Annotated in this window: 16 protein-coding genes and 2 pseudogenes; 15 read left to right on the top strand and 3 right to left on the bottom strand. The window is 60.2% G+C overall.

Annotated elements, in window-relative coordinates; translation table 11 throughout:
* Positions 1–22 precede the first annotated feature (22 nt).
* Positions 23–1,084 (top strand): Ldh family oxidoreductase, encoded by a 1,062-nt coding sequence (locus ACS4RR_RS28840; protein WP_260111152.1) that lies wholly within the window; start codon positions 23–25, stop codon positions 1,082–1,084.
* 60 nt (positions 1,085–1,144) lie between these two features.
* Here ACS4RR_RS28840 and ACS4RR_RS28835 read toward each other — a convergent pair.
* A pseudogene (locus tag ACS4RR_RS28835) lies at positions 1,145–2,910 on the bottom strand (SLC13 family permease).
* 258 nt (positions 2,911–3,168) lie between these two features.
* Here ACS4RR_RS28835 and ACS4RR_RS28830 point away from each other — a divergent pair.
* The 8 genes and pseudogenes from ACS4RR_RS28830 to ACS4RR_RS28795 all read left to right on the top strand — a co-directional run bounded on the left by ACS4RR_RS28830 (position 3,169) and on the right by ACS4RR_RS28795 (position 12,707).
* Positions 3,169–3,479, top strand: a pseudogene (locus ACS4RR_RS28830) (DUF982 domain-containing protein).
* Positions 3,480–3,593: 114 nt separating this feature from the next.
* The gene (gene ligD, locus ACS4RR_RS28825; protein WP_260111153.1) at positions 3,594–6,239 is read left to right on the top strand and encodes a DNA ligase D; all 2,646 of its coding nucleotides are present in this window, start codon (positions 3,594–3,596) and stop codon (positions 6,237–6,239) included.
* Positions 6,240–6,361: 122 nt separating this feature from the next.
* A complete protein-coding gene (locus ACS4RR_RS28820) occupies positions 6,362–7,090 on the top strand; it encodes a FadR/GntR family transcriptional regulator (RefSeq protein WP_162115904.1) in 729 nt (242 codons plus the stop codon).
* Between the two features lie 21 nt (positions 7,091–7,111).
* Positions 7,112–8,098, top strand: coding sequence for a D-erythronate dehydrogenase (denD, locus tag ACS4RR_RS28815; RefSeq protein ID WP_162115763.1), 987 nt, complete (start codon positions 7,112–7,114; stop codon positions 8,096–8,098).
* A gap of 166 nt (positions 8,099–8,264) precedes the next feature.
* Positions 8,265–9,332 (top strand): ABC transporter ATP-binding protein, encoded by a 1,068-nt coding sequence (locus ACS4RR_RS28810; protein ID WP_260111154.1) that lies wholly within the window; start codon positions 8,265–8,267, stop codon positions 9,330–9,332.
* A gap of 148 nt (positions 9,333–9,480) precedes the next feature.
* Positions 9,481–10,785, top strand: coding sequence for an ABC transporter substrate-binding protein (locus ACS4RR_RS28805; RefSeq protein ID WP_260111155.1), 1,305 nt, complete (start codon positions 9,481–9,483; stop codon positions 10,783–10,785).
* Between the two features lie 85 nt (positions 10,786–10,870).
* Positions 10,871–11,803, top strand: coding sequence for a carbohydrate ABC transporter permease (locus ACS4RR_RS28800; protein ID WP_260111156.1), 933 nt, complete (start codon positions 10,871–10,873; stop codon positions 11,801–11,803).
* A gap of 4 nt (positions 11,804–11,807) precedes the next feature.
* Complete coding sequence (locus ACS4RR_RS28795; RefSeq protein ID WP_020397497.1) at positions 11,808–12,707, top strand: carbohydrate ABC transporter permease; 900 nt, start codon at positions 11,808–11,810, stop codon at positions 12,705–12,707.
* 192 nt (positions 12,708–12,899) lie between these two features.
* Here ACS4RR_RS28795 and ACS4RR_RS28790 read toward each other — a convergent pair whose 3' ends face one another.
* Entirely contained in the window at positions 12,900–14,201 is a 1,302-nt protein-coding gene (locus ACS4RR_RS28790) for an MFS transporter (protein ID WP_456190500.1), read from the bottom strand.
* A 182-nt stretch (positions 14,202–14,383) separates the two neighbouring features.
* Entirely contained in the window at positions 14,384–14,836 is a 453-nt protein-coding gene (locus tag ACS4RR_RS28785; RefSeq protein ID WP_017967618.1) for a MarR family winged helix-turn-helix transcriptional regulator, read from the bottom strand.
* Positions 14,837–15,036: 200 nt separating this feature from the next.
* Between ACS4RR_RS28785 and ACS4RR_RS28780 the strand changes: the two genes are divergently transcribed.
* The 6 genes from ACS4RR_RS28780 to ACS4RR_RS28755 are packed head-to-tail and all read left to right on the top strand — an operon-like array spanning position 15,037 to position 20,095.
* The gene (locus tag ACS4RR_RS28780) at positions 15,037–15,576 is read left to right on the top strand and encodes a flavin reductase family protein (protein WP_017967617.1); all 540 of its coding nucleotides are present in this window, start codon (positions 15,037–15,039) and stop codon (positions 15,574–15,576) included.
* Between the two features lie 10 nt (positions 15,577–15,586).
* Entirely contained in the window at positions 15,587–16,819 is a 1,233-nt protein-coding gene (locus ACS4RR_RS28775) for a flavin-dependent monooxygenase (protein WP_260111158.1), read from the top strand.
* A 47-nt stretch (positions 16,820–16,866) separates the two neighbouring features.
* Entirely contained in the window at positions 16,867–17,847 is a 981-nt protein-coding gene (tsdA, locus tag ACS4RR_RS28770) for a gamma-resorcylate decarboxylase (RefSeq protein WP_260111159.1), read from the top strand.
* A 1-nt stretch (position 17,848) separates the two neighbouring features.
* Complete coding sequence (locus ACS4RR_RS28765) at positions 17,849–18,907, top strand: maleylacetate reductase (protein ID WP_260111160.1); 1,059 nt, start codon at positions 17,849–17,851, stop codon at positions 18,905–18,907.
* Between the two features lie 19 nt (positions 18,908–18,926).
* On the top strand, positions 18,927–19,775 hold the full coding sequence (locus tag ACS4RR_RS28760) for a dioxygenase family protein (protein ID WP_017967613.1): 849 nt from the start codon (positions 18,927–18,929) through the stop codon (positions 19,773–19,775).
* Positions 19,772–20,095: a YciI family protein gene (locus ACS4RR_RS28755; RefSeq protein WP_222296191.1), complete on the top strand. Its 324-nt coding sequence runs from the start codon at positions 19,772–19,774 to the stop codon at positions 20,093–20,095. Before ACS4RR_RS28760 ends, ACS4RR_RS28755 begins: the two co-directional genes overlap by 4 nt.
* The last annotated feature ends 2 nt before the right edge of the window (positions 20,096–20,097 follow it).

The raw sequence follows: 20,097 nt of genomic DNA, 5'->3' as shown, positions 1-20,097 counted from the left end.
CTTTCCATGACGCGAGGGAGGAATGCCTATGCCCCTGATTGACCGCATTGTCCTGACCCAATTCGCCGAGCAGATTTTAACGCATGCGGGCATGGAGACCGACAAGGCCGAAACGACTGCCGCAGTCCTGGTGGAAGGCGACATGATCGGCCACGAAACCCATGGCGTCAGCCTTCTGAACTGGTATGTCGAAGCGTTGGAGGACGGTTCCCTTGCGAAGTCCGGCAGCTATGACGTCGTCAACGACCGCGGCGCAGCCTTTGTTTGGGACGGCAAATCCCTGCCGGGCGCATGGCTGCTGACGAAGGCGATCGAGCAGGCCTGCGAACGGGTCGGCGATCATGGCGTCGTCACTGCCGCGATCCGTAACTGCCACCATACCTGCGCTCTTTCAGCCTTCATGCGGCAGGTCACCGACCGCGGTCTGATCATACAGCTGTCGGTCTCGCATCCCGCAGCTAGCAGAGTCGCGCCCTATGGCGGTACAAAGCCGCTTCTGACGCCCAACCCGATGGCGGCCGGCTTCCCGACGTCCAAGGATCCGATCCTGATCGACGTCTCTGCCTCGATCACCACCACGACCATGACGCAAAACATGGCGAAGGCCGGGGAGAAATTTCCTGAGGCCTGGGCTTTCACCGCCGCAGGCGAACCGACCGATGATCCGCGCGAGGTGACCGAACGGGGCGGGACGATGATGCCCCTCGGCGGCCAGTTGAAGGGGCACAAGGGCTTTGGGCTCGGGCTGATCGTGGAATTGCTGGGACAGGGGCTTTCCGGCAAGGGACGGGCGAACGCGCCGTCCGGTGTGTTTTCGCAAAGCGCTTTCCTTCAGGTCATCGACCCCGCCTTTTTCGCCGGGCTGGATGCCTTTACGGCGCAGTCCGACTTTCTCGCCTCTTCCTGCCGCAGCAATCCTCCGGCACCCTGGAACAATGGCCCCGTCCGCATGCCGGGCGACAACGCGGCACGAAGGCGCCGCACCGCGTTGGAAGAGGGGGTGCCGGTCGGCGATGCAGCTTGGCAGAAGCTTTGTAAACATGCCCAGATTCTGCGCTTGTCTATTCCTGACGTCGCCGCGTGAGGAAAACATCTCGGCTTAGAAACTTCTATCGGTCGGCGCAACGCCCAGTGTCAGATGCGATCAGATCGGCCAGACCAGCAACAGGATCGGCACACTGACGAGCACCACAATGAGCGAGAGCGGCAGGCCCAGTCGGGCGTAGTCACCAAATCGATATCCGCCCGGTCCCATCACCAGCGTGTTGCACTGGTGTCCGATGGGCGTGAGGAAGTCACAGCCTGCTCCGATTGCCACCGCCATCAGAAAAGCGTCGGGGCTGAAGCCCAGCTTCTCGGCAAAGGTCGCGGCGATCGGTGCCATGACCAGAACCGTTGCTGCATTGTTCAAAAACGGCGTTACGGCCATGGCCGCAATCAGGATGAGAGCCAGGGCACCGAAGGGCGGGAGCATTTCGGCGGTTCGCGAGAGCAGATCGGCGATGATGTCGGTGGTTCCGGTGGTCCTCAGCGAATCGCTGATCGGGATCAAAGCGGCCAGCATGATCAGAATGGGCGCATCCAGCTGGCGATAAACTTCCCGTAAGGGGATGGACCCGGCGACCACCATAAAAAAAGCGGCGGCGAAAAACGCCGCCGCAACGGGAATCCCACCGAAGGCTGTGGCCGCCATCGTTGCCATCAGGATGATGACAGGGACGAGGCCATTCCGGGCGTTGCCGAGCTTGAGATTTCGTTCGACGAGCGGCAGGCATCCCCATTCCCGCAGAAGATCCGGTAATGCCTGCAGGTTGCCCTGCAGGACCACGACGTCGCCATTGCGGATCTTGATCTCCCCCAGGCGCTCGGTGAAGCGCTTGTCGCGGCGACTGACGGCGAGAAGGTTGAGGCCGGTATTGTCGAAGAGCGAGACATCTTTTGCGCTGACGCCGATCAAACGGGAATGTTCGCCGACAATGGCTTCGACAGAACTGATGTCGCGGCCTACCTCGGGCTCGTGCTTGCGGTCGGACAGTTGAAGCTTGGCTTCGCTGACGATCTTGTCGAGCGCGCTCTGCTCCCCCTCGATGATAAGAAGATCGCCATCCTTGAGAACGGTGTCGGGAAGGGGCGTGCGCTTTTGGCCGCCGCCACCGATAATGGCGGTGACCATCGCGTCGCCACCACCAGGTTTCTGCAGCCAGCTGATTGACTGCCCGATCGCTCCTGACGGCGCGGCGACCTTGGCTTCTGTGGTGTAGTTTTTGATCGCTACCGCCTCGTCCATCGAGGTTTCCACCCGTGATCTTTCAGGCAGCAGCTTGTAGAAGAGCGCCAGAAAGACAACGCCGGCGATTGCGAGCGCCAGGCCGACGGGTGTGTAGTCGAACATCGTGAACGGCTGGCCGGTAATCTCCTCGCGCACCCTGGAAACGATGATGTTCGGCGAGGTGCCGATCTGCGTCATAAGCCCTCCGAGCAGCGAGGGAAAGACATAGGCATCAGGAACATTGACGGCGATACGCTTGATTTGCGGGCCATTTGCACAGCCACCGGTATCATGATCGCCAGCGCGCCGATGTTTTTGATAAAGGCTGACAGAGCTGCGACAATTGCGACCAAGATGATCAACTGCATCCGTGGCCCGCGTCTTTCGGGAGAAAATCTGCGCAATGCGACGTCCATGATCCCCGACCTGGATATCGCAGCACTGACGATGAGCGCGCTGCCGACAATGATGACGATGTCGTCGGCAAAGCCGCTAAAGGCATTTTTGGCTGGGACGACCCCGACAACGATAGCGATGAGAAGTGCGCTCACGGCGACGATATCATATCGATAGCGACCCCATAGAAACGCAGCCATCATCAGCGTGATGACGAGAACGGACAGCCATTGATCCCAGCGCATCTTTGCATCCCCGTGGTGGCAAATAACGCTTGAAGCAAGATAACGATGCAGCGAGACGTTGATTTTTTTCTCGCCGGTGTCCGCCACGGTTCCCCGGGAGACAGTAGAACCGAATGTGACTGTGACGCAGGACAGTCAAGCGAAAGAGCGCAGCGGTACGATGATCTTCAACGGAGTGGCAGGCCGCTCTTGAACGGTCCGCCATCACCCACAATATCATTTTCATCAGGACCATTGGTGGCATGAAAGGAGGAAAAGATGCCGCTGAACGATGTTCCATGGACCGGCCGGTGATAATCCGGCTGCAGTGCGGTTTGGAGCGCACCTTCACCAGCGTCGACGAGGCCTTGGATTTTCTCGAGAACGAGTGGCCGCTGCGTCATGGAGAGCGCCATGATCGAGCGGTGAAGACGTGCCGCGGTGCCCTCAATGCCGCTATTCCCGGCATCATTGCCCGCGAGGCTTTCGTGGCCGCCTGTTTCGAAGCCGGCATGGCGGTCGTTCTGGCCCCCTGGAAGAGGAAGCCTGCCACGCATCCGCCCCGGCCAGTGCGCCATGCGGCCATCTAGAGTATCAATGATGACGAAGTGGGCGTTTTCCCGATGAGCGCCGGAATAAGACTGTAATGGAACTTACAGCCCTCGGCCGGCATTTCGCTGGCAGGGTTGCTTTTGGGAACGACCATGGCCAGTGACAAACTATCGACCTATCGATCGAAGCGCGATTTCCAAAAGACGGCCGAGCCGAGCGGTGAAAAACGTCTCTCGCGCAGTAATCGCCGTCGCTTCGTCATCCAGAAACACGACGCCACCCGACTGCACTACGATCTCAGGCTCGAGCTGGACGGCGTCTTCAAGTCCTGGGCTGTCACGAAAGGGCCATCGCTCGATCCGCACGACAAGCGGCTGGCGGTTGAGGTGGAGGATCACCCGCTGGACTATGGTGATTTCGAAGGCACCATTCCGAAAGGCCAGTATGGCGGCGGCACGGTGATGCTGTGGGATCGGGGCTATTGGGAACCGGAAGGAAAGAAGAGCCCGGAGCAGGCGCTGGCAAAAGGCGATTTCAAGTTTACGCTGGAAGGCAAACGCCTGCACGGCAGCTTCGTGCTGGTGCGGATGCGCAATGATCGCGATAGTGGCAAGCGCACCAACTGGCTGCTGATCAAACACCACGACGAGTTTTCTGTCGACGAGAACGGCGCGACTATCCTCGAAGAAAACCAGACATCGGTCGCATCCGGCCGTACCATGGAGATGATTGCGGCCGGCAAAGGCCGCAAGCCCAAGCCTTTCATGGTCGAGGGTGGCGATGTTCAGGCCGATGCGGTCTGGGACAGCAATCAGGGACTTGCCGCCGAAGAAAGAAAAGAGGATGCCCGAACTGGAGGAGCCTCCAAGACGGTGACACAGGTCGATCTGCCGGATTTCATCGCGCCGCAGCTCTGCCAGACCCTGGAGCGCCCTCCGGCAGGCACCGGCTGGATTCACGAGATCAAGTTCGACGGCTACCGGATCCAGATGCGAGTGCTTGATGGTGAGGTGACGCTGAAGACCAGGAAAGGGCTCGACTGGACAGCTAAATACCCAGAGATCGCCGCGGCGGCATCGACACTGCCCGATGCGATCATCGACGGCGAGATCTGCGCCCTCGACGATCATGGCGCTCCCGACTTTGCCGCACTGCAGGCCGCCCTTTCGGAAGGCAAGACAAGCGAACTCGTCTATTTCGCTTTCGATCTTCTCTATGAGGGAGGCGAGGATTTGCGATCTCTGCCGCTCGTCGGGCGCAAGGCGCGGCTTCAAAGCCTTCTGTCCGACGCCGGCAGCGATCCGCGCATCCGTTTCGTCGAGCATTTCGAGACTGGCGGCGATGCAGTTCTCCGGTCTGCCTGCAAGCTCTCGCTGGAAGGCATCATCTCCAAACAAGGGGATGCACCCTATCAATCCGGCCGTACCCAAAGCTGGGCGAAGTCGAAATGCCGCGCCGGCCATGAGGTGGTAATCGGCGCCTATGCCAAGACCAACGGGAAATTCCGCTCCCTGCTGGTCGGCGTCTATCGTGGCGACCACTTCGTCTATGTCGGCCGCGTCGGTACCGGATATGGCGCAAAGAAAGTGGAAATGCTGCTGCCGAAGTTGAAAGCGCTCGAGACGGCGAAATCGCCATTCACCGGCATCGGCGCGCCGAAGAAGGAGGCCGAGGTCACCTGGCTGAAGCCCGAGCTCGTGGCGGAAATCGAATTCGCAGGCTGGACCGCCGACGGCATTGTCCGGCAGGCGGCCTTCAAGGGACTGCGGGAAGACAAGCCGGCGAGAGAGGTCAAGGCCGAACGGCCGGCGAAGCCCGCACAAATTGACGTGCCGCAGCCGGCGGCGCAGGCGAAGGCTAGGCCCGTCCGCCGAAAAAGCGCCAAGGCCGAGGTCATGGGGGTGCTGATTTCAAACCCGGACAAGCCGCTATGGCCGAATGCCAATGACGGCGAACCCGTCACCAAGGAAGAGCTGGCTCGCTACTACGAAACCGTCGGTTCCTGGCTGATCGAGCACATCAAGGGACGCCCATGTTCGGTCATCCGCGCACCCGACGGGATCGGCGGCGAGCAATTTTTCCAGCGCCATGCGATGCCCGGCACCTCGAACCTTCTCGAACTGGTCAAGGTCTTTGGCGACAAAAAGCCCTATCTGCAGATCGACCGTGTCGAAGGCTTGGCTGCCGTCGCGCAGATCGGCGCCGTCGAGCTGCATCCCTGGAATTGCGAACCGCATCAGCCTGAGGTGCCGGGCCGGCTCGTCTTCGACCTCGATCCAGGTCCGGACGTGCCATTCTCCGCGGTCGTTTCAGCGGCCCGGGAAATGCGCGACCGTCTCGACGCGCTGGGCCTGATCAGCTTTTGCAAGACGACCGGCGGCAAGGGTCTGCACGTTGTCACTCCGCTTGCGGTCAACAAGCGCAAGCCGCTTTCGTGGGCCGAAGCGAAGGGTTTCGCCCATGATGTGTGCCAGCAGATGGCGCGCGACAATCCCGATCTCTATCTGATCAAAATGACGAAGAGCCTCAGGGACGGCCGGATCTTCCTCGACTATCTGCGCAACGACCGGATGGCGACGGCGGTGGCGCCTTTGTCACCGCGCGCCCGGCCGGGTGCCACCATCTCGATGCCACTGACCTGGACCCAGGTCAAATCGGACCTGGACCCGAAGCGCTTCACCATCCGCACCGTTCCGGCCCTGCTGTCGAAGTCCTCTGCCTGGGAATATTACGGCGATGGCAAGCGTCCACTGGAACAGGCGATCAAGCGCCTCGGCAGAATCTCCAAAGCCGCTTGAACTCGGCGCTGATGATATCGATTGACGAGGTTGCGGACATGAAGCGTTGACAACCTTCGTAAGCTCGGTTCTACTGGTCCACTAACCGGACCAGTAGAACTATGGGCGAGGAGGGGAAAGCAATGGATGTTCGAGCGATGCTCGAAGACGACGTTGCGACGCTCGGCGGGGCGCCGAAGACCTCGATGAAAGACTTCGTCGTCCAGAAGATCACAACATTCATTGCAACCGGTATTCTCAAGGTGGGCGATCCGCTACCAGGCGAACGCGAACTGGCTTCCGCGCTTTCGGTCAGCCGCGAGACCGTGCGTGGCGCGATCCTCATCCTTTCCACCCACGGCGTCCTCTCCGTCGCGCAAGGGATGCGAACCGTGGTGGCATCCGTGGACGTCGGCGAGCTGGCTGTTCAAGCGGCGCGTTATCGCGACATTGCAGCCTACAATCTCGATGATGTTCATGAGGCGCGGCTTCTTATCGAAGCGCGAGTAGCAAGGGCGGCAGCCGTCAAGATCGAGCCTTCAACTCTCGATTATCTTCGCAATTCGATCGCAGCACAGGAGGCCGCGTGTGACGATCCTGTCCGTTTTTTGATTTGCGACCGCGAATTTCACACGGCCATCTACCGTTCCAGCGGCAACGCGGTGCTGGCTGATGTAGCCGCCGACCTTTACTCCTATCTCCTGAGCCACCGAAAGCGCGTCGTTTCGCAGCCGGGGACTATCGCCGCGAGCATCGCCGACCACCGGATGATCCTCGCCGGCTTGGAGACGCGCGATCCCGACGCAGCATCCGCGGCCTTCGCGACCCACGAAACCCGTATTTATACGACGACCAAGCTACTCTTCTCGTAGTTCGCAGGGAGGCGAAACACGATGCATATTCTCATTGTCGGGGCAGGAGGAATGATCGGCCGGAAGCTCGCCGCCACGCTGGGGCGCGGTGGTTCCCTCGGCGGCGACGCAATCACGCGCATGACGCTCGTGGATATCGCGCCTCCACCGATACCCACGGGTGTCGTCGGGCCGGTGGAAGCGCTGGCTGCCGATATTTCCGAAAGCGGCGCAGCGGAAGCCCTGGCGTCTCGCCGGGCCGACGTGATCTTCCATCTCGCGGCGATTGTTTCCGGCGAAGCCGAGCGCAATTTCGAACTCGGCTACCGGGTCAATCTCGATGGCACGCGATCGCTGTTGGAAGCGATCCGCCGGGAAGGAAGCCGTCAGGCGTATGTCCCGAGGTTCGTATTCTCCTCGTCGATAGCGGTCTATGGCTCGCCGTTTCCCGATCCCATTCCCGACGATTACGTGCTCGCACCTCTCACCAGCTACGGAGTCCAGAAGGCGATATCCGAGCTTCTGCTTGCCGACTATTCGCGGCGCGGCTTTATCGACGGCGTCGGAATTCGGTTGCCGACCATCGTGATCCGGCCTGGTGCGCCGAATGCCGCCGCATCGGGCTTCTTTTCCGGAATCCTGCGGGAGCCGCTTGCAGGCCAGCGGGCTGTTCTCCCGGTCGAAGAAACGGTCAAGCATTGGCTGGCAAGCCCGCGTTCCGCCATCAAGTTCCTGATCCATGCTGCGACGCTCGACACGGCGGCGCTGGGTGTCCGGCGCACGCTCACCATGCCGGGCGTCGCCGCCACCGTTGCCGACCAGATTGCCGCCTTAAGCCGTGCTGCCGGTCCCGACGCGGCGGACTTGATCGATCGCCGCCGCGACGAGGTCATTGAAGGGATCGTCGCCGGATGGCCGAAGTCCTTTACGCCTGAACGCGCGGTGCAACTGGGTTTCGTCGCCGAAACCACGGTGGACGAGTTGATCGAGGTCTACCTCGCCGAAGACGCTCCGGGTGCGTCCGGATGAGATTGAGCGGGGCTAAAACCGCCCCATAGGAGGAGAGTACCGCCCAGGCACACCCGCATATGCGGGACTGCAGCGGCTGAGGGCCTTGAGAAGATGAGGCCGCCGGCAAGATATACGAAAATACGAAGACATAGCATGTAGCGCTCGATTTCTGGGAGGAGTGGGTATGGCAGGCGTTCAATTCACGGATGTGCGGAAATCATTCGGGTCATTTCCGGTGATCAAAGGCGTCGATATCGACATTGCCGACGGGGAGTTCGTGATCCTGGTTGGCCCGTCTGGTTGTGGAAAATCTACTCTTCTGCGGATGCTGGCGGGACTTGAGAATATTTCCGGCGGTGAGATCAAGATCGGCGGGCGTGTCGTCAACACGCTGCCGCCCAAGGACCGCGACATCGCCATGGTGTTCCAGAACTATGCGCTCTATCCGCATATGACGGTACAGGAGAACATGGGTTTCTCGCTGATGCTGAACAAGGCGCCGAAGGCGGAAGCCGAGAAGCGGGTGAAATACGCCGCAGGCATCCTCGGTCTCGATAAATTGCTCGACCGTTATCCGCGCCAGCTTTCCGGCGGCCAGCGCCAGCGTGTCGCCATGGGGCGAGCGATCGTCCGCGATCCGGAAGTCTTCCTGTTCGACGAACCGCTCTCCAACCTCGATGCGAAGCTGCGCGTCGCCATGCGCGCCGAAATCAAGGAACTGCACCAGCGGCTGAAAACGACGACGGTCTACGTCACCCATGACCAGATCGAGGCGATGACCATGGCCGACAAAATCGTCGTCATGCATGACGGCGTCGTCGAGCAGATCGGCACGCCGCTCGACCTTTACGACAAGCCGGCCAATCTCTTCGTTGGCGGTTTCATCGGTTCGCCGGCGATGAACATGATCAAGGGCAGGCTCGACCCCGAAAACCCGACACGTTTCAAGGCGCCGGACGGCACGGCGCTCCCGGTTTCCAACCCGCCTGTCGACGCCTTGGGTCGCGACCTCGTTTACGGGCTTCGCCCGGAATACATTCTGCTCGACGCCAATGGCCTGCCGGGTGAGATCGTGGTGATCGAGCCGACCGGCTACGAGACGCATCTTATCCTTAGGCTCGGCGGCAGCGACCTCAGCTGTGTCTTCCGCGAGCGCGTCAGCGCGCGGCCGGGCGAAACCCTGCGCGTTGCGATCGACGCCGCTCATGTTCATCTCTTCGATGCCGAGAGCGGCCGGAGATTGACCGACTGACGCCGTCCGGCGGTGGCGCGGGGCGGAGGAACCCCCGTCACCCGCAGGTTGGCAGCACCCCGGTTCAGGGATGCAAGGACCGTCGTTCACCAAGCGGGAGGTGAGTGCCGGAGAGTTCGCACCCGCTGTTTTGAAGAGGAGGAGTATCATGAGGATTAAGAGACGTGACTTTCTTGCCGCCTCGGCTGCCGTCGCCGGCGCCGCCGGCATCGGCATCCGGCCGACCTTCGCGCAGGCCGAACCGACCTACACGCCGGAAAGCGGTGCCAGCCTGCGGCTGCTGCGCTGGACACCCTTCGTCAAGGGCGACGAGGAGGCCTGGCTTGCAAACACCAAGAAATTCATGGACGCGACCGGTGTCCAGGTACGCATCGACAAGGAAAGCTGGGAAGATATCCGCCCGAAGGCCGCCGTCGCGGCCAATGTCGGCTCCGGCCCGGACCTCATCATGTGCTGGTTCGACGACGCTCACCAGTATCCCGACAAGCTGGTCGACCTGACCGAGCTCGCCAACTATCTCGGCAACAAGTATGGCGGTTGGTATGATGGCCTGAAGGGCTATGCCGCGCGCGGCGACACCTTCATCGCCATGCCGCTGACGGCAATCGGCAATGCGGTGGTCTATCGCGACACTCACGTGAAGGCGGCCGGCTTCAGCGAATTCCCGAAGGACACGGCGGGTTTCCTCGAGCTTTGCAAGGCGATGAAAGCCAAGGGCACGCCGGCCGGCTTCCCACACGGCAAGGCCGTCGGCGACGGCAACAACTACGCCCATTGGCTGCTCTGGAGCCATGGCGGCAAGATGGTCGACGAGGGTAGCAAGGTAACGATCAACAGCCCGGAAACGCTGGCTTCGATCAATTACGCCAAAGAGCTCTATGCCACCTTCATTCCGGGCACGGAAAGCTGGCAGGACGTCAACAACAACCGCGCCTTCCTCGCAGGCCAGGTGTCGCTGATCGCCAACGGCGTCTCGGTCTATTACACCGCCAAGAACGACCCAAAACTTGCCGAGATCGCCAAGGACATCCGCACGACGAATTTCCCGATCGGTCCGGTCGGTCAGAGCGCCGAGCTTTTCCAGACGAGCTCGCTGCTTCTCTTCAAGCACACCAAGTATCCGGAAGCGGCGAAAGCCTACATCAAGTTCATGATGGAAGCCGACCAGATGAATGCGTGGATCCAGGGCTCCAGCGCCTATTGCTGCCAGCCGCTCAAGGCTTTCGCCAACAACCCAATCTGGACATCCGATCCAGTCCATGCGCCTTACGCGCGTGCCTCGGAAAAACTGCGTCCGAACGGCTATGCCGGACCCCTCGGCTATGCCTCGGCAGCGACCATGGCCGACTACGTCCTGGTCGACATGTATGCGGCCGCCGTCACCGGCCAGATGTCGCCCGAAGATGCGATGAAGGAAGCTGAACGGCGGGCAAACCGCTACTATCGCGTCTGAGCCGCGCTTTAAAGCAAGCGGCATGCCGGCCTTCGGCGTGCCGCGAAATGATCTGGGAGTTCAAGTGCAATCTGGGAGATAGGCAATGTCGATGGCGAATTCGGAGGATAGACGCGGGCCGATCTCTTCGCTCCTGCAGAACAACAATGTGCTCGGCTTCCTGTTCATGCTGCCGGCGGCCGTCTTCCTCGTCTGCTTTCTCACCTATCCGCTGGGGCTCGGTGTCTGGCTCGGCTTCACCGATACGAGGATCGGCCGCGACGGCATCTTCATCGGGCTGGAGAACTACCAGTTCCTGATGGACGACAGCGTCTTTTGGGTGTCGGTCTTCAACACCATTCTTTATACCTCCGTCGCCTCGGTGCTGAAATTCGCGCTCGGCCTCTGGCTGGCAATGCTGCTCAATCAGCACCTGCCGTTCAAGTCCTTCTTCCGGGCTATCGTGCTGCTTCCCTGGGTGGTGCCGACGGTGCTTTCGGCGCTGGCCTTCTGGTGGATCTACGATTCCCAGTTCTCAATCATCTCCTGGTCGCTGATGCAGCTGGGGCTGATCAGCGGACCGATCAACTTCCTCGGCGACCCGATAAACGCGCGCATATCCGTCATCGTCGCTAATGTCTGGCGCGGCATTCCCTTCGTGGCGATTTCGCTGCTTGCGGGCTTGCAGACAATTCCGGCATCGCTGCAGGAGGCCGCCTCGCTCGACGGCGCCACGAACTGGCAGCGTTTCCGCTATGTGACGCTGCCGATGCTGACGCCGATCATCGCCGTGGTCATGACCTTCTCTGTGCTCTTCACCTTTACGGATTTCCAGCTCATCTACGTGCTGACGAAGGGCGGACCCGTCAATGCGACGCATTTGATGGCGACGCTATCCTTCCAGCGCGGCATCCCCGGCGGCCAGCTCGGCGAGGGTGCGGCCATCGCGGTCGCCATGGTGCCCTTCCTGCTCGGCGCGATCATGTTCAGCTTCTTCGGCCTGCAGCGGCGCAAATGGCAACAGGGCGGTCAGGATTAGGGCGATGTCGATAAATTCAAATGCCGCCGATCAGGTCGTGACCGACAATGCCGAAGGAATGAGCTATCTGAACCGCCTGCCGCGGCGGATCGTGATGCTCTATCTGCCGATGGCCGTCTTCGTCTTCGTGCTGCTCTTCCCGTTCTACTGGATGGCGATCACCGCGGTGAAACCGAACGACCAGCTGACCGACTATAGCAACTACAGTCCCTTCTGGGTGGTGGGACCGACACTCGAGCACATCAAATACCTGTTCCTCGAGACATCCTATCCGGGCTGGCTGTGGAACACGATGCTGGTCGCGGTCTGCTCCACCTTTCTCTCGCTGGTGGCCTCGGTCTTCGGCGCCTATGCCATCGAGCGCGTCCGCTTCACCGGCTCCCGCTCGGTCGGTCTGGTGATCTTCCTTGCCTATCTCGTGCCGCCGTCGATCCTCTTCATCCCGCTTGCCTTCATCGTCTTCAAGCTCGGGATCTACGACTCGCGGCTGGCGCTGATCTTCACCTATCCGACCTTCCTCATTCCCTTCTGCACCTGGCTGCTGATGGGCTATTTCCGCTCGATCCCCTTCGAGTTGGAGGAAAGCGCACTGGTGGATGGCGCTAACAGATGGCAGATTCTCACCAAGATCATCCTGCCGCTCGCTGTACCCGGGCTGATTTCCGCCGGGATCTTCGCCTTCACGCTGTCCTGGAACGAATTCATCTACGCGCTGACTTTCATTCAGTCGTCGGAAAACAAAACCATCCCGGTCGGCGTGCTGACCGAACTGGTGCGCGGCGACGTCTTCGAATGGGGATCGCTGATGGCGGGCGCGCTGTTCGGCTCGCTCCCGGTGGTCATCCTCTATTCGTTCTTCGTGGACTACTACGTCTCATCGATGACCGGTGCAGTGAAGGAATAGCACGTGGCTGGATCTTGTTGACGGTCGGCGCATTGCCCGCAGTATGGGGACGGCCATACCGTCTGCTCGCGCCGCTTGTTGACCGGCGTTCCAGTACAGCAGCCTCGCTTACTGGAAACAAGCTGAATTTGGCTTCACAAGGTTTGCATTGTCGGCAGGTTCTGAATGCCAGACCTGCCGACAATCTGGCCGTCAATCAGCCTTTTTGCGATATAGCAACGTCATGAGTGCGAGCACGCATCCCAAGGCTCCTACCGATGCGAAGATGTAGAAGTTCCACTGCGGAGCCAGGCCCGCACCCAGAACCGCACCGCCGATAGCCGGTCCTATCATGCCGCCGATACGACCGATGCCGAGCGAGAAGCCAAGGCCGGTTCCGCGGATTTCGACAGGATAGAGATTTCCAACGAGAATGTTGGCGAGGATCTGGGTGCCGATCGTTCCCGTACCGGCAAGTGCGACGAGACCATAGACCTGGAGGCCCTGATCCACCTGCGTCAGCAACCAGATCGAGCAGGCTCCGAGAAGAAACATACCTGCCACGACAATTTTGACATTTCCGCGGTCAGCAATCCTTGCGCCGATCAGGAGGCCGACGGCGGCTCCGAGATTGAGCGTTACGGAGAAGAGGAGAGCAGAACCGAGGTCATAGCCCATCTTGTTCATGATGGTCGGAAGCCAGTTCACCATGCCGAATGTCAGCAGAAGCGAACAGAAGTGGATGCTCCATGCGTTTAATGTCGGCAGCAGGCGACCTTCGGAAAACAGCGACCGGATGCCGACCTGGCGTGACGCAGCAGGCCTGGCGACGGCATTGGGCAGCCCGTACTGGTTTGCAATTTGGTTGGCTTCGGTCTGGCGGTTCTTCGTTGCCAGCCATTCGGGGGACTCGGGGATGAGCCGGATGAAGAAAGACAGAAGCAGGATCGGTGCGCCGCCGATAATCATCAGTGGCCGCCATCCGTATTTCTGAATCAACAGCATTCCGAGCATGCCCGAGATGATGCCGCCGGCCAGGTAACCCAGAAGAGCAATCGAATAGGCCATTGCCTTCCGCTTCGGCGGAGAAAACTCGATGATCAAAGCGGTTACGGTTGGAAAAAGAGCGCCAAGACCCAGGCCGGCGAGAAAGCGTGTTCCCTCGAAAACGAGAAAGTTCGGCGCAAGACCGCTGCCGATCATCATCACGGAAAAGCTCAACAGACTGCCGATGATGACCTTGCGACGACCTATCCTGTCAGCAAGTGTTCCGGCAACGAGAGCGCCCAGCAGCATCCCGAACAGGGTGATGGAGGCAGCCCGTCCGACCATGCCCGGCGTCAGGCCCCAACTGGCTTCACCGAGCAACGCCGGCGCGACTGCGCCGTAAACGATCAGGTCATAGCCGTCGAACAGGATCAGCAGACCGCAAAGGGCGATGATGATATTCGGGCTGCGAACACGTTCATTGATAATAGCGAGATCTTGTATGGCCAATTTTCCCTCCCCATACATTTGCGTACAGGAAGTACGCTCCTGCCAGCGGCAGGTCCGCGTCGATCCGTGTACAAATCCTCCTGGATCGTTGCCGGCGTGGTTCCTCCCAGCGCCAGACTCACCCGCAAACGGGCTATGTCAAGACAACGATGACACGCTATTAAATACTTGCGAATAAAATATTTGCAACTGCAAACTTTTCAGCTCGCAACTTTTCCCTTTCCGGACATTGCCGGCAGGTTGCTGTGCATGCGGCGCAGCGCCTTCTTCAGGGCTGCGACCTCCTCGTCCGACATGTCCTGGACCGCAGTGCGTTCAAGCTCGACGGCAAGCGGCATGAGCCTTTCCGTCAGCGCCTCGCCCTGGGGGGTCAGCTTCACGATGACGATGCGGCCGTTATCTTCCGGCCGTGTTCGCGATACCAGCTTGCGCTTGGCCAGTGTGCCGACGAGGCGCGAAAGCGTCGAAATCTCGACAGAGACGACGTCGGCGAGATCCCCCAGGGTGCTTTCCCGGCGCTCCTTGAGCATGGCCAGAACCCGGTACATCGCCACGCTGAGATTGTCTTCGGCGATTCTCTGCGCGAATACCTCGGCTATCCGCACGCCGGCGCGATTGAGAAGATAGGGAACGGAATCGGTAAGTTTGTACATGTCTCTGTCTGCTGGCGGGATTCGGCTTGCTGGGGGCTCTCTCCGACATGCACCTAAATTACCGGGTTGACAACACGATTGGCTTTCAGTCGCCGAGAAGGGCTGGGTAGATCAAGCATTTTCCAGCTGATTTTTAAATTTGCGTTGACAACAGTTGCAAATGCAATAATCTAGATGCCAAGGAGACACGGGAGGAAATCATGTCTGCCACTGCTGCCCTCGGCATAGCGCCGGCCCCCGCACCGATCAGCGATGCGTTTCGATCGACCATGCGCCGTTTCCCGGCGACGGTGACGGTCATTTCTGCTTGTCGCAACGGCGCGGATCATGGAATGACGGCGACCGCCGTCACATCACTTTCGATGGATCCGCCATCTCTCATCATCTGCCTGAACAATCGCACCTACCTGCATAACATGCTGCTCGAAGTGCCGGAATTCGCAGTCAGCATTCTGACCGACAGGCAGGCAGCCGTATCGGAAGGCTTCAGCGGCAAGATTGCGCCTGAGCGTCGGTTCGACGCTGCCGATTGGGTTCGCCATGAGCGCGGCATGATGGTGCTGGGCTCCGCTCATGCCTCTGTTGTCTGCCGCCGCATGGGCGCAGTTCCCTATGGAACGCACACCATCTTCATCGGGCAGGTGGTGGATACACGCCATTCCGAAAACACAATCGCACTGATGTACGAGAATTCGAAATATTGCGCGCCACAGCACGCGCTTCCTGCATCCCAGAACTGAAGGTAGTTCCATGAACCATACAGCCGCCCTGTTTCCCGCCTCGGCGCGGGTCAAGACCGCATGCCTTGCAGATCGCATCGCCCCGATGCTGGACGAAATCCGGGCCGGCGCGCGCGATACCGAAAAATCCGGCCGTGTGCCGGCGCGCTCCATCGATCTGCTGCGCTCCGCCGGCTATTTCGATATCGTCAAGCCTGCCCGCTTTGGCGGCGACCAAGGATCCTTTGCCGAGCTTGTCGATGCAAATATCGAACTGTCGGCGGCCTGCGCCTCCACCGGCTGGGTTGCCGGTCTTCTTTCCGCGCATCAATGGTTGCTTGCCATGTTCGATGAAAGGGTTCAACAGGACGTGTGGGGCAGCGATCCGGATGCGCTGCTCTGCGGTTCCTATGCGCCGGTCCGCATGGCGGAACGCGTCGAGGGTGGTTTCCGGCTATCCGGCGATTGGGCCTTTGCGAGCGGATGTGAAAACGCGCAATGGGCGCTCTGTGCGGCAATCATTCCGCCAAATCGCGAGGGGGAACGTCCTCTTCCGGCGTTCCTTCTGGTTCCTGCCAGCGATTATACCATTGACGAGACTTGGGATGTGGTGGGCCTCGCGGGCACCGGCTCAAAAAGCCTGATCCTCAAGGATGTCTTCGTTCCGGAATACCGCATTCTGAGCTTTCCGGATGCGACCTCCGGCAGGACGCCGGGCGGACGTGGCTACGAGGGTATCGGCCTTTTCAACATTCCGCTGCTCATGGGGGTTCCGTTCTGCCTCGGCAGCGCAGCCGTCGGTGCGGCGAAGGGCGCCCTGGAGAGCTACATCGACCACATGGGGGCCCGTGTGACACGCGGTGCAGTGGCCGGCGGCAACAACAAGATTGCTGAATTTCCGACGATCCAGCTTCGCGTGGCGGAAGCCTCCGCATCCGTGGATGCCGCCCGCGAAATCATTCTGCGGGATATTGCCCGGGCGCAGCAACTGGCCCAGGCCCGCGAGGATGGCACCGGCGAGATCACCGAAGAAGATCGCATTCTCGCCCGCCGCAGCCAGTCCTTTGCGGTCAGCCTGGCCCTTCGGGCCGTGGAGGCACTCAATGCATCGACAGGCGGCCTCGGCCTCCAGATGTCCAACCCCGTCCAGCGGGCATGGCGTGATGCAAATGCCGTCGGACGCCATTTTTCCATGAATTGGGATGCCGTCGGCACCATGGCCGGCCAGCAACTGCTCGGCCTTCCGCCCAAGGGACAATTCTGATCCGCCATCCGCAGTATTTCGATTTAAGACAGGAAAGAGATTATATCGTGCAAGGCAAGATCGCGCTTGAAGAACATTTCGCCATCCCCGAGACGCTGCAGGATTCGGCAGGATTCGTGCCGGGCGACTACTGGACGGAACTGTCAGCCCGTCTCCTGGATATCCACGACAAGCGTCTGCGGTTGATGGATGCCCACGGCATCGAGAAGATGATCCTGTCGCTGAACGCTCCGGCTGTCCAAGCAATCCCGGATAAGGCAAAGGCCCTGGATATTGCCCGACGCGCCAATGACTTTCTGGCGGAGCAATGCGTCAAGAACCCGAACCGTTTCCTGGGATTTGCAGCATTGCCCCTGCAGGATCCGGATGCAGCTGCGCAGGAATTGCAGCGCTGCGTGACGACGATGGGTTTCGTCGGCGCGCTGGTCAATGGCTTCTCCCAGGAAGGCGACGGAACGACGCCGCTATATTACGACCTGCCGCAATATCGTCCATTCTGGGCCGAAGTCGAAAGGCTCAACGTTCCCTTCTATCTGCATCCGCGCAACCCGCTGCCGGAGGACAGCCGGATCTATGCTGACCATTCCTGGCTGATGGGCCCGACATGGGCCTTCGCCCAGGAGACCGCCGTTCATGCGCTGCGCTTGATGGGATCCGGCCTGTTTGACGAGCATCCGGCTTTGCGGATCATCGTTGGTCACATGGGCGAGGGGCTGCCATACATGATGTGGCGCATCGACAACCGGAATGCGTGGGTCAAGGTGGAGAAGAACTATCCGGCCAAACGCCCGATTGCCGATTATTTCAACGAGAATTTCTATATCACGACGTCGGGAAACTTCCGCACGCAATCGCTTATCGATGCAATGCTGGAAATCGGAGCGGACCGAATTCTGTTCTCGACAGACTGGCCATTCGAAAACGTCGACCATGCTGCAAACTGGTTCGACAGCACGACCATCTCCGAAGCCGACCGCCTGAAGATTGGTCGCACCAACGCGGTTTCACTCTTCAAACTCGATCGATAGCATGGTTGCACCTTTCAAATACACGGGCAGCGCGGCCCAGATCTTCTTCGGGAGCGGCTCGTTGAACCGTCTCGCCGATGCAATGACTGGGCAGGGCCGCAAGCGCGCCCTGATCCTATCGACCCCGCACCAGAAAGCGGAGGCTGAACGGATCGCTGCATCTCTCGGCCCGCTTGCGACGGGACTGTTCCACCATGCGACGATGCATACGCCGGTCGATGTGACCGAGCGCGCGATGGCGACATATAACGCAGCCGGTGCCGATTGCGTCGTCGCGATCGGCGGCGGATCGACGATCGGTCTCGGCAAGGCAATCGCCTATCGCAACGACGCTCTGCAAATCGTGGTAGCGACGACCTATGCGGGGTCGGAGGTTACACCGATCCTCGGCCAGACCGAGAACGGGCAGAAGACCACGGTCCGCGGGGCCGGCATCCTGCCCGAAGTGGTGATCTACGACCCCGAATTGACATTGGGATTGCCGGTCAACATGAGTGTCAGCAGCGGACTGAATGCAATGGCGCATGCGGTCGAAGGTCTCTACGCACGGGATCGCAATCCCATTTCGTCGATGATGGCGGTCGAGGGGCTGCGCGCGCTGAAGCAGGCTTTACCTCAAATCGTCAATGCACCTGGGGATATCGAGCCGCGAAGCGAAGCGCTTTACGGCTCCTGGCTGTGCGGCACGGTGCTCGGAGCGGTTGGAATGGCCTTGCATCACAAGCTTTGCCATACGCTGGGCGGTAGCTTCGATCTGCCGCATGCGGAAACCCATGCGATCATTCTTCCCCATTCTGCTGCCTACAACGCGGAGGCCGCAATGGATGCGCTAGAGCCCGCTGCCTATCTTTTCGGCGGCTCGCTGGGCGGCGGTCTTTATGATTTTGCTGCTTCGATCGGCGCCCCCATGGCGCTGCGAGATCTGGGCATGAAGGAAGCCGATCTGGACCGTGCGGCGGAACTCGCCGAGCAGAACCCTTACTGGAACCCGCGGCCCATCGAACGGGAAGCGATCCGGGCCTTGTTGCAGAGCGCCTGGGAGGGCGCGCGGCCGCGTTAACGCTTAGGAGGATGGCCACGTGCCTGAATATTTCAGCGAAGAGAGATCCGCGGAAGCTGTCAACTCGCGGATGGGGCAGGACATTAATCCGCGTCTGGCCGAAATCATGGCGTCGCTTGTCAAGCACCTGCATGCCTTTGCCAAGGATATCAGCCTGACCCCGGAGGAATGGGAGTTGGCCATAGGCTTCCTGACCCGAACCGGCCATCTCTGCCATGACGAGCGACAGGAGTTCATCCTGCTGAGCGACACGCTGGGTTTCTCGATGCTGGTGGATGCGATCAACAACCGGCGTCCGCCAGGCGCCACCGAAAATACAGTGTTCGGTCCGTTCCATGTCGAAGGGGCGCCTGTACGGCAGATGGGCGAAAACATCTCACTCGATGGCAAAGGCGAGAGCTGTCTCTTCGTCGGCCGAGTGCTGGATCTTGACGGCAATCCGATCGAGGGAGCCCGGATCGATGTATGGTCGGATAATTCCGATGGGTTCTACGACGTACAGCAGCCGGATATCCAGCCGAAGTGGAACAACCGGGGCATCTTCGTCACCGGCGCAGATGGCACCTATAGTTTCGTCGGCATAAAGCCGGTTTCCTATCCGATCCCGGATGACGGCCCGGTCGGCCAGATGTTGACGTGCCTCGGCCGCCATCCCTACCGTCCTGCCCATACCCATTACCTGATCACGGCTTCAGCTTATCAGAAGCTCGTAACCCACACTTTTGTCGGCGACGATCCCTATCTGGAATCCGATACGGTGTTTGGTGTGAAAAGCAGCCTGGTCGCGCCTTTCGAGCGTGTCGATCGTGCGACGGTCTGGCGCTCCGATTTCGATTTCGTGCTGACGCCAGGGGAGAATAGACAATGATCGTTGCTCGCTATGCGCTATCCGACCCCGGCAAGGCTGGCGAGCGTTCCCGATTGCTCGAGGAACACAAGGCCTATCTGAATGGCGCGGCGATCCGCATCTTGCTTTCCGGACCTTCTGCACCGCCGGCGGAGGGCAAGGGTTCGACCGCCGTCGTGATCGCGGAAGTCGAAACGCTCGCCGAGTTCGAGGCGTTCAGTGCTGAAGATCCCTTCGTCCGCTCCGGTGTTTACTGCAGCATCGATGTATTCGAATGGCGGCCCACTTTGGGGCTTCTTCTGGCGAGGGGGATGCCTCGGTCGACAGATTGCTCAAGCTGACC

It is taken from the genome of Rhizobium zaerense, assembly GCF_051810725.1.
GTDB classification, from domain to species: Bacteria; Pseudomonadota; Alphaproteobacteria; order Rhizobiales; family Rhizobiaceae; genus Rhizobium; species Rhizobium leguminosarum_I.
Note: the sequence above shows the minus strand (reverse complement) of the source record. Positions and strands in the feature narration are given on the sequence as shown.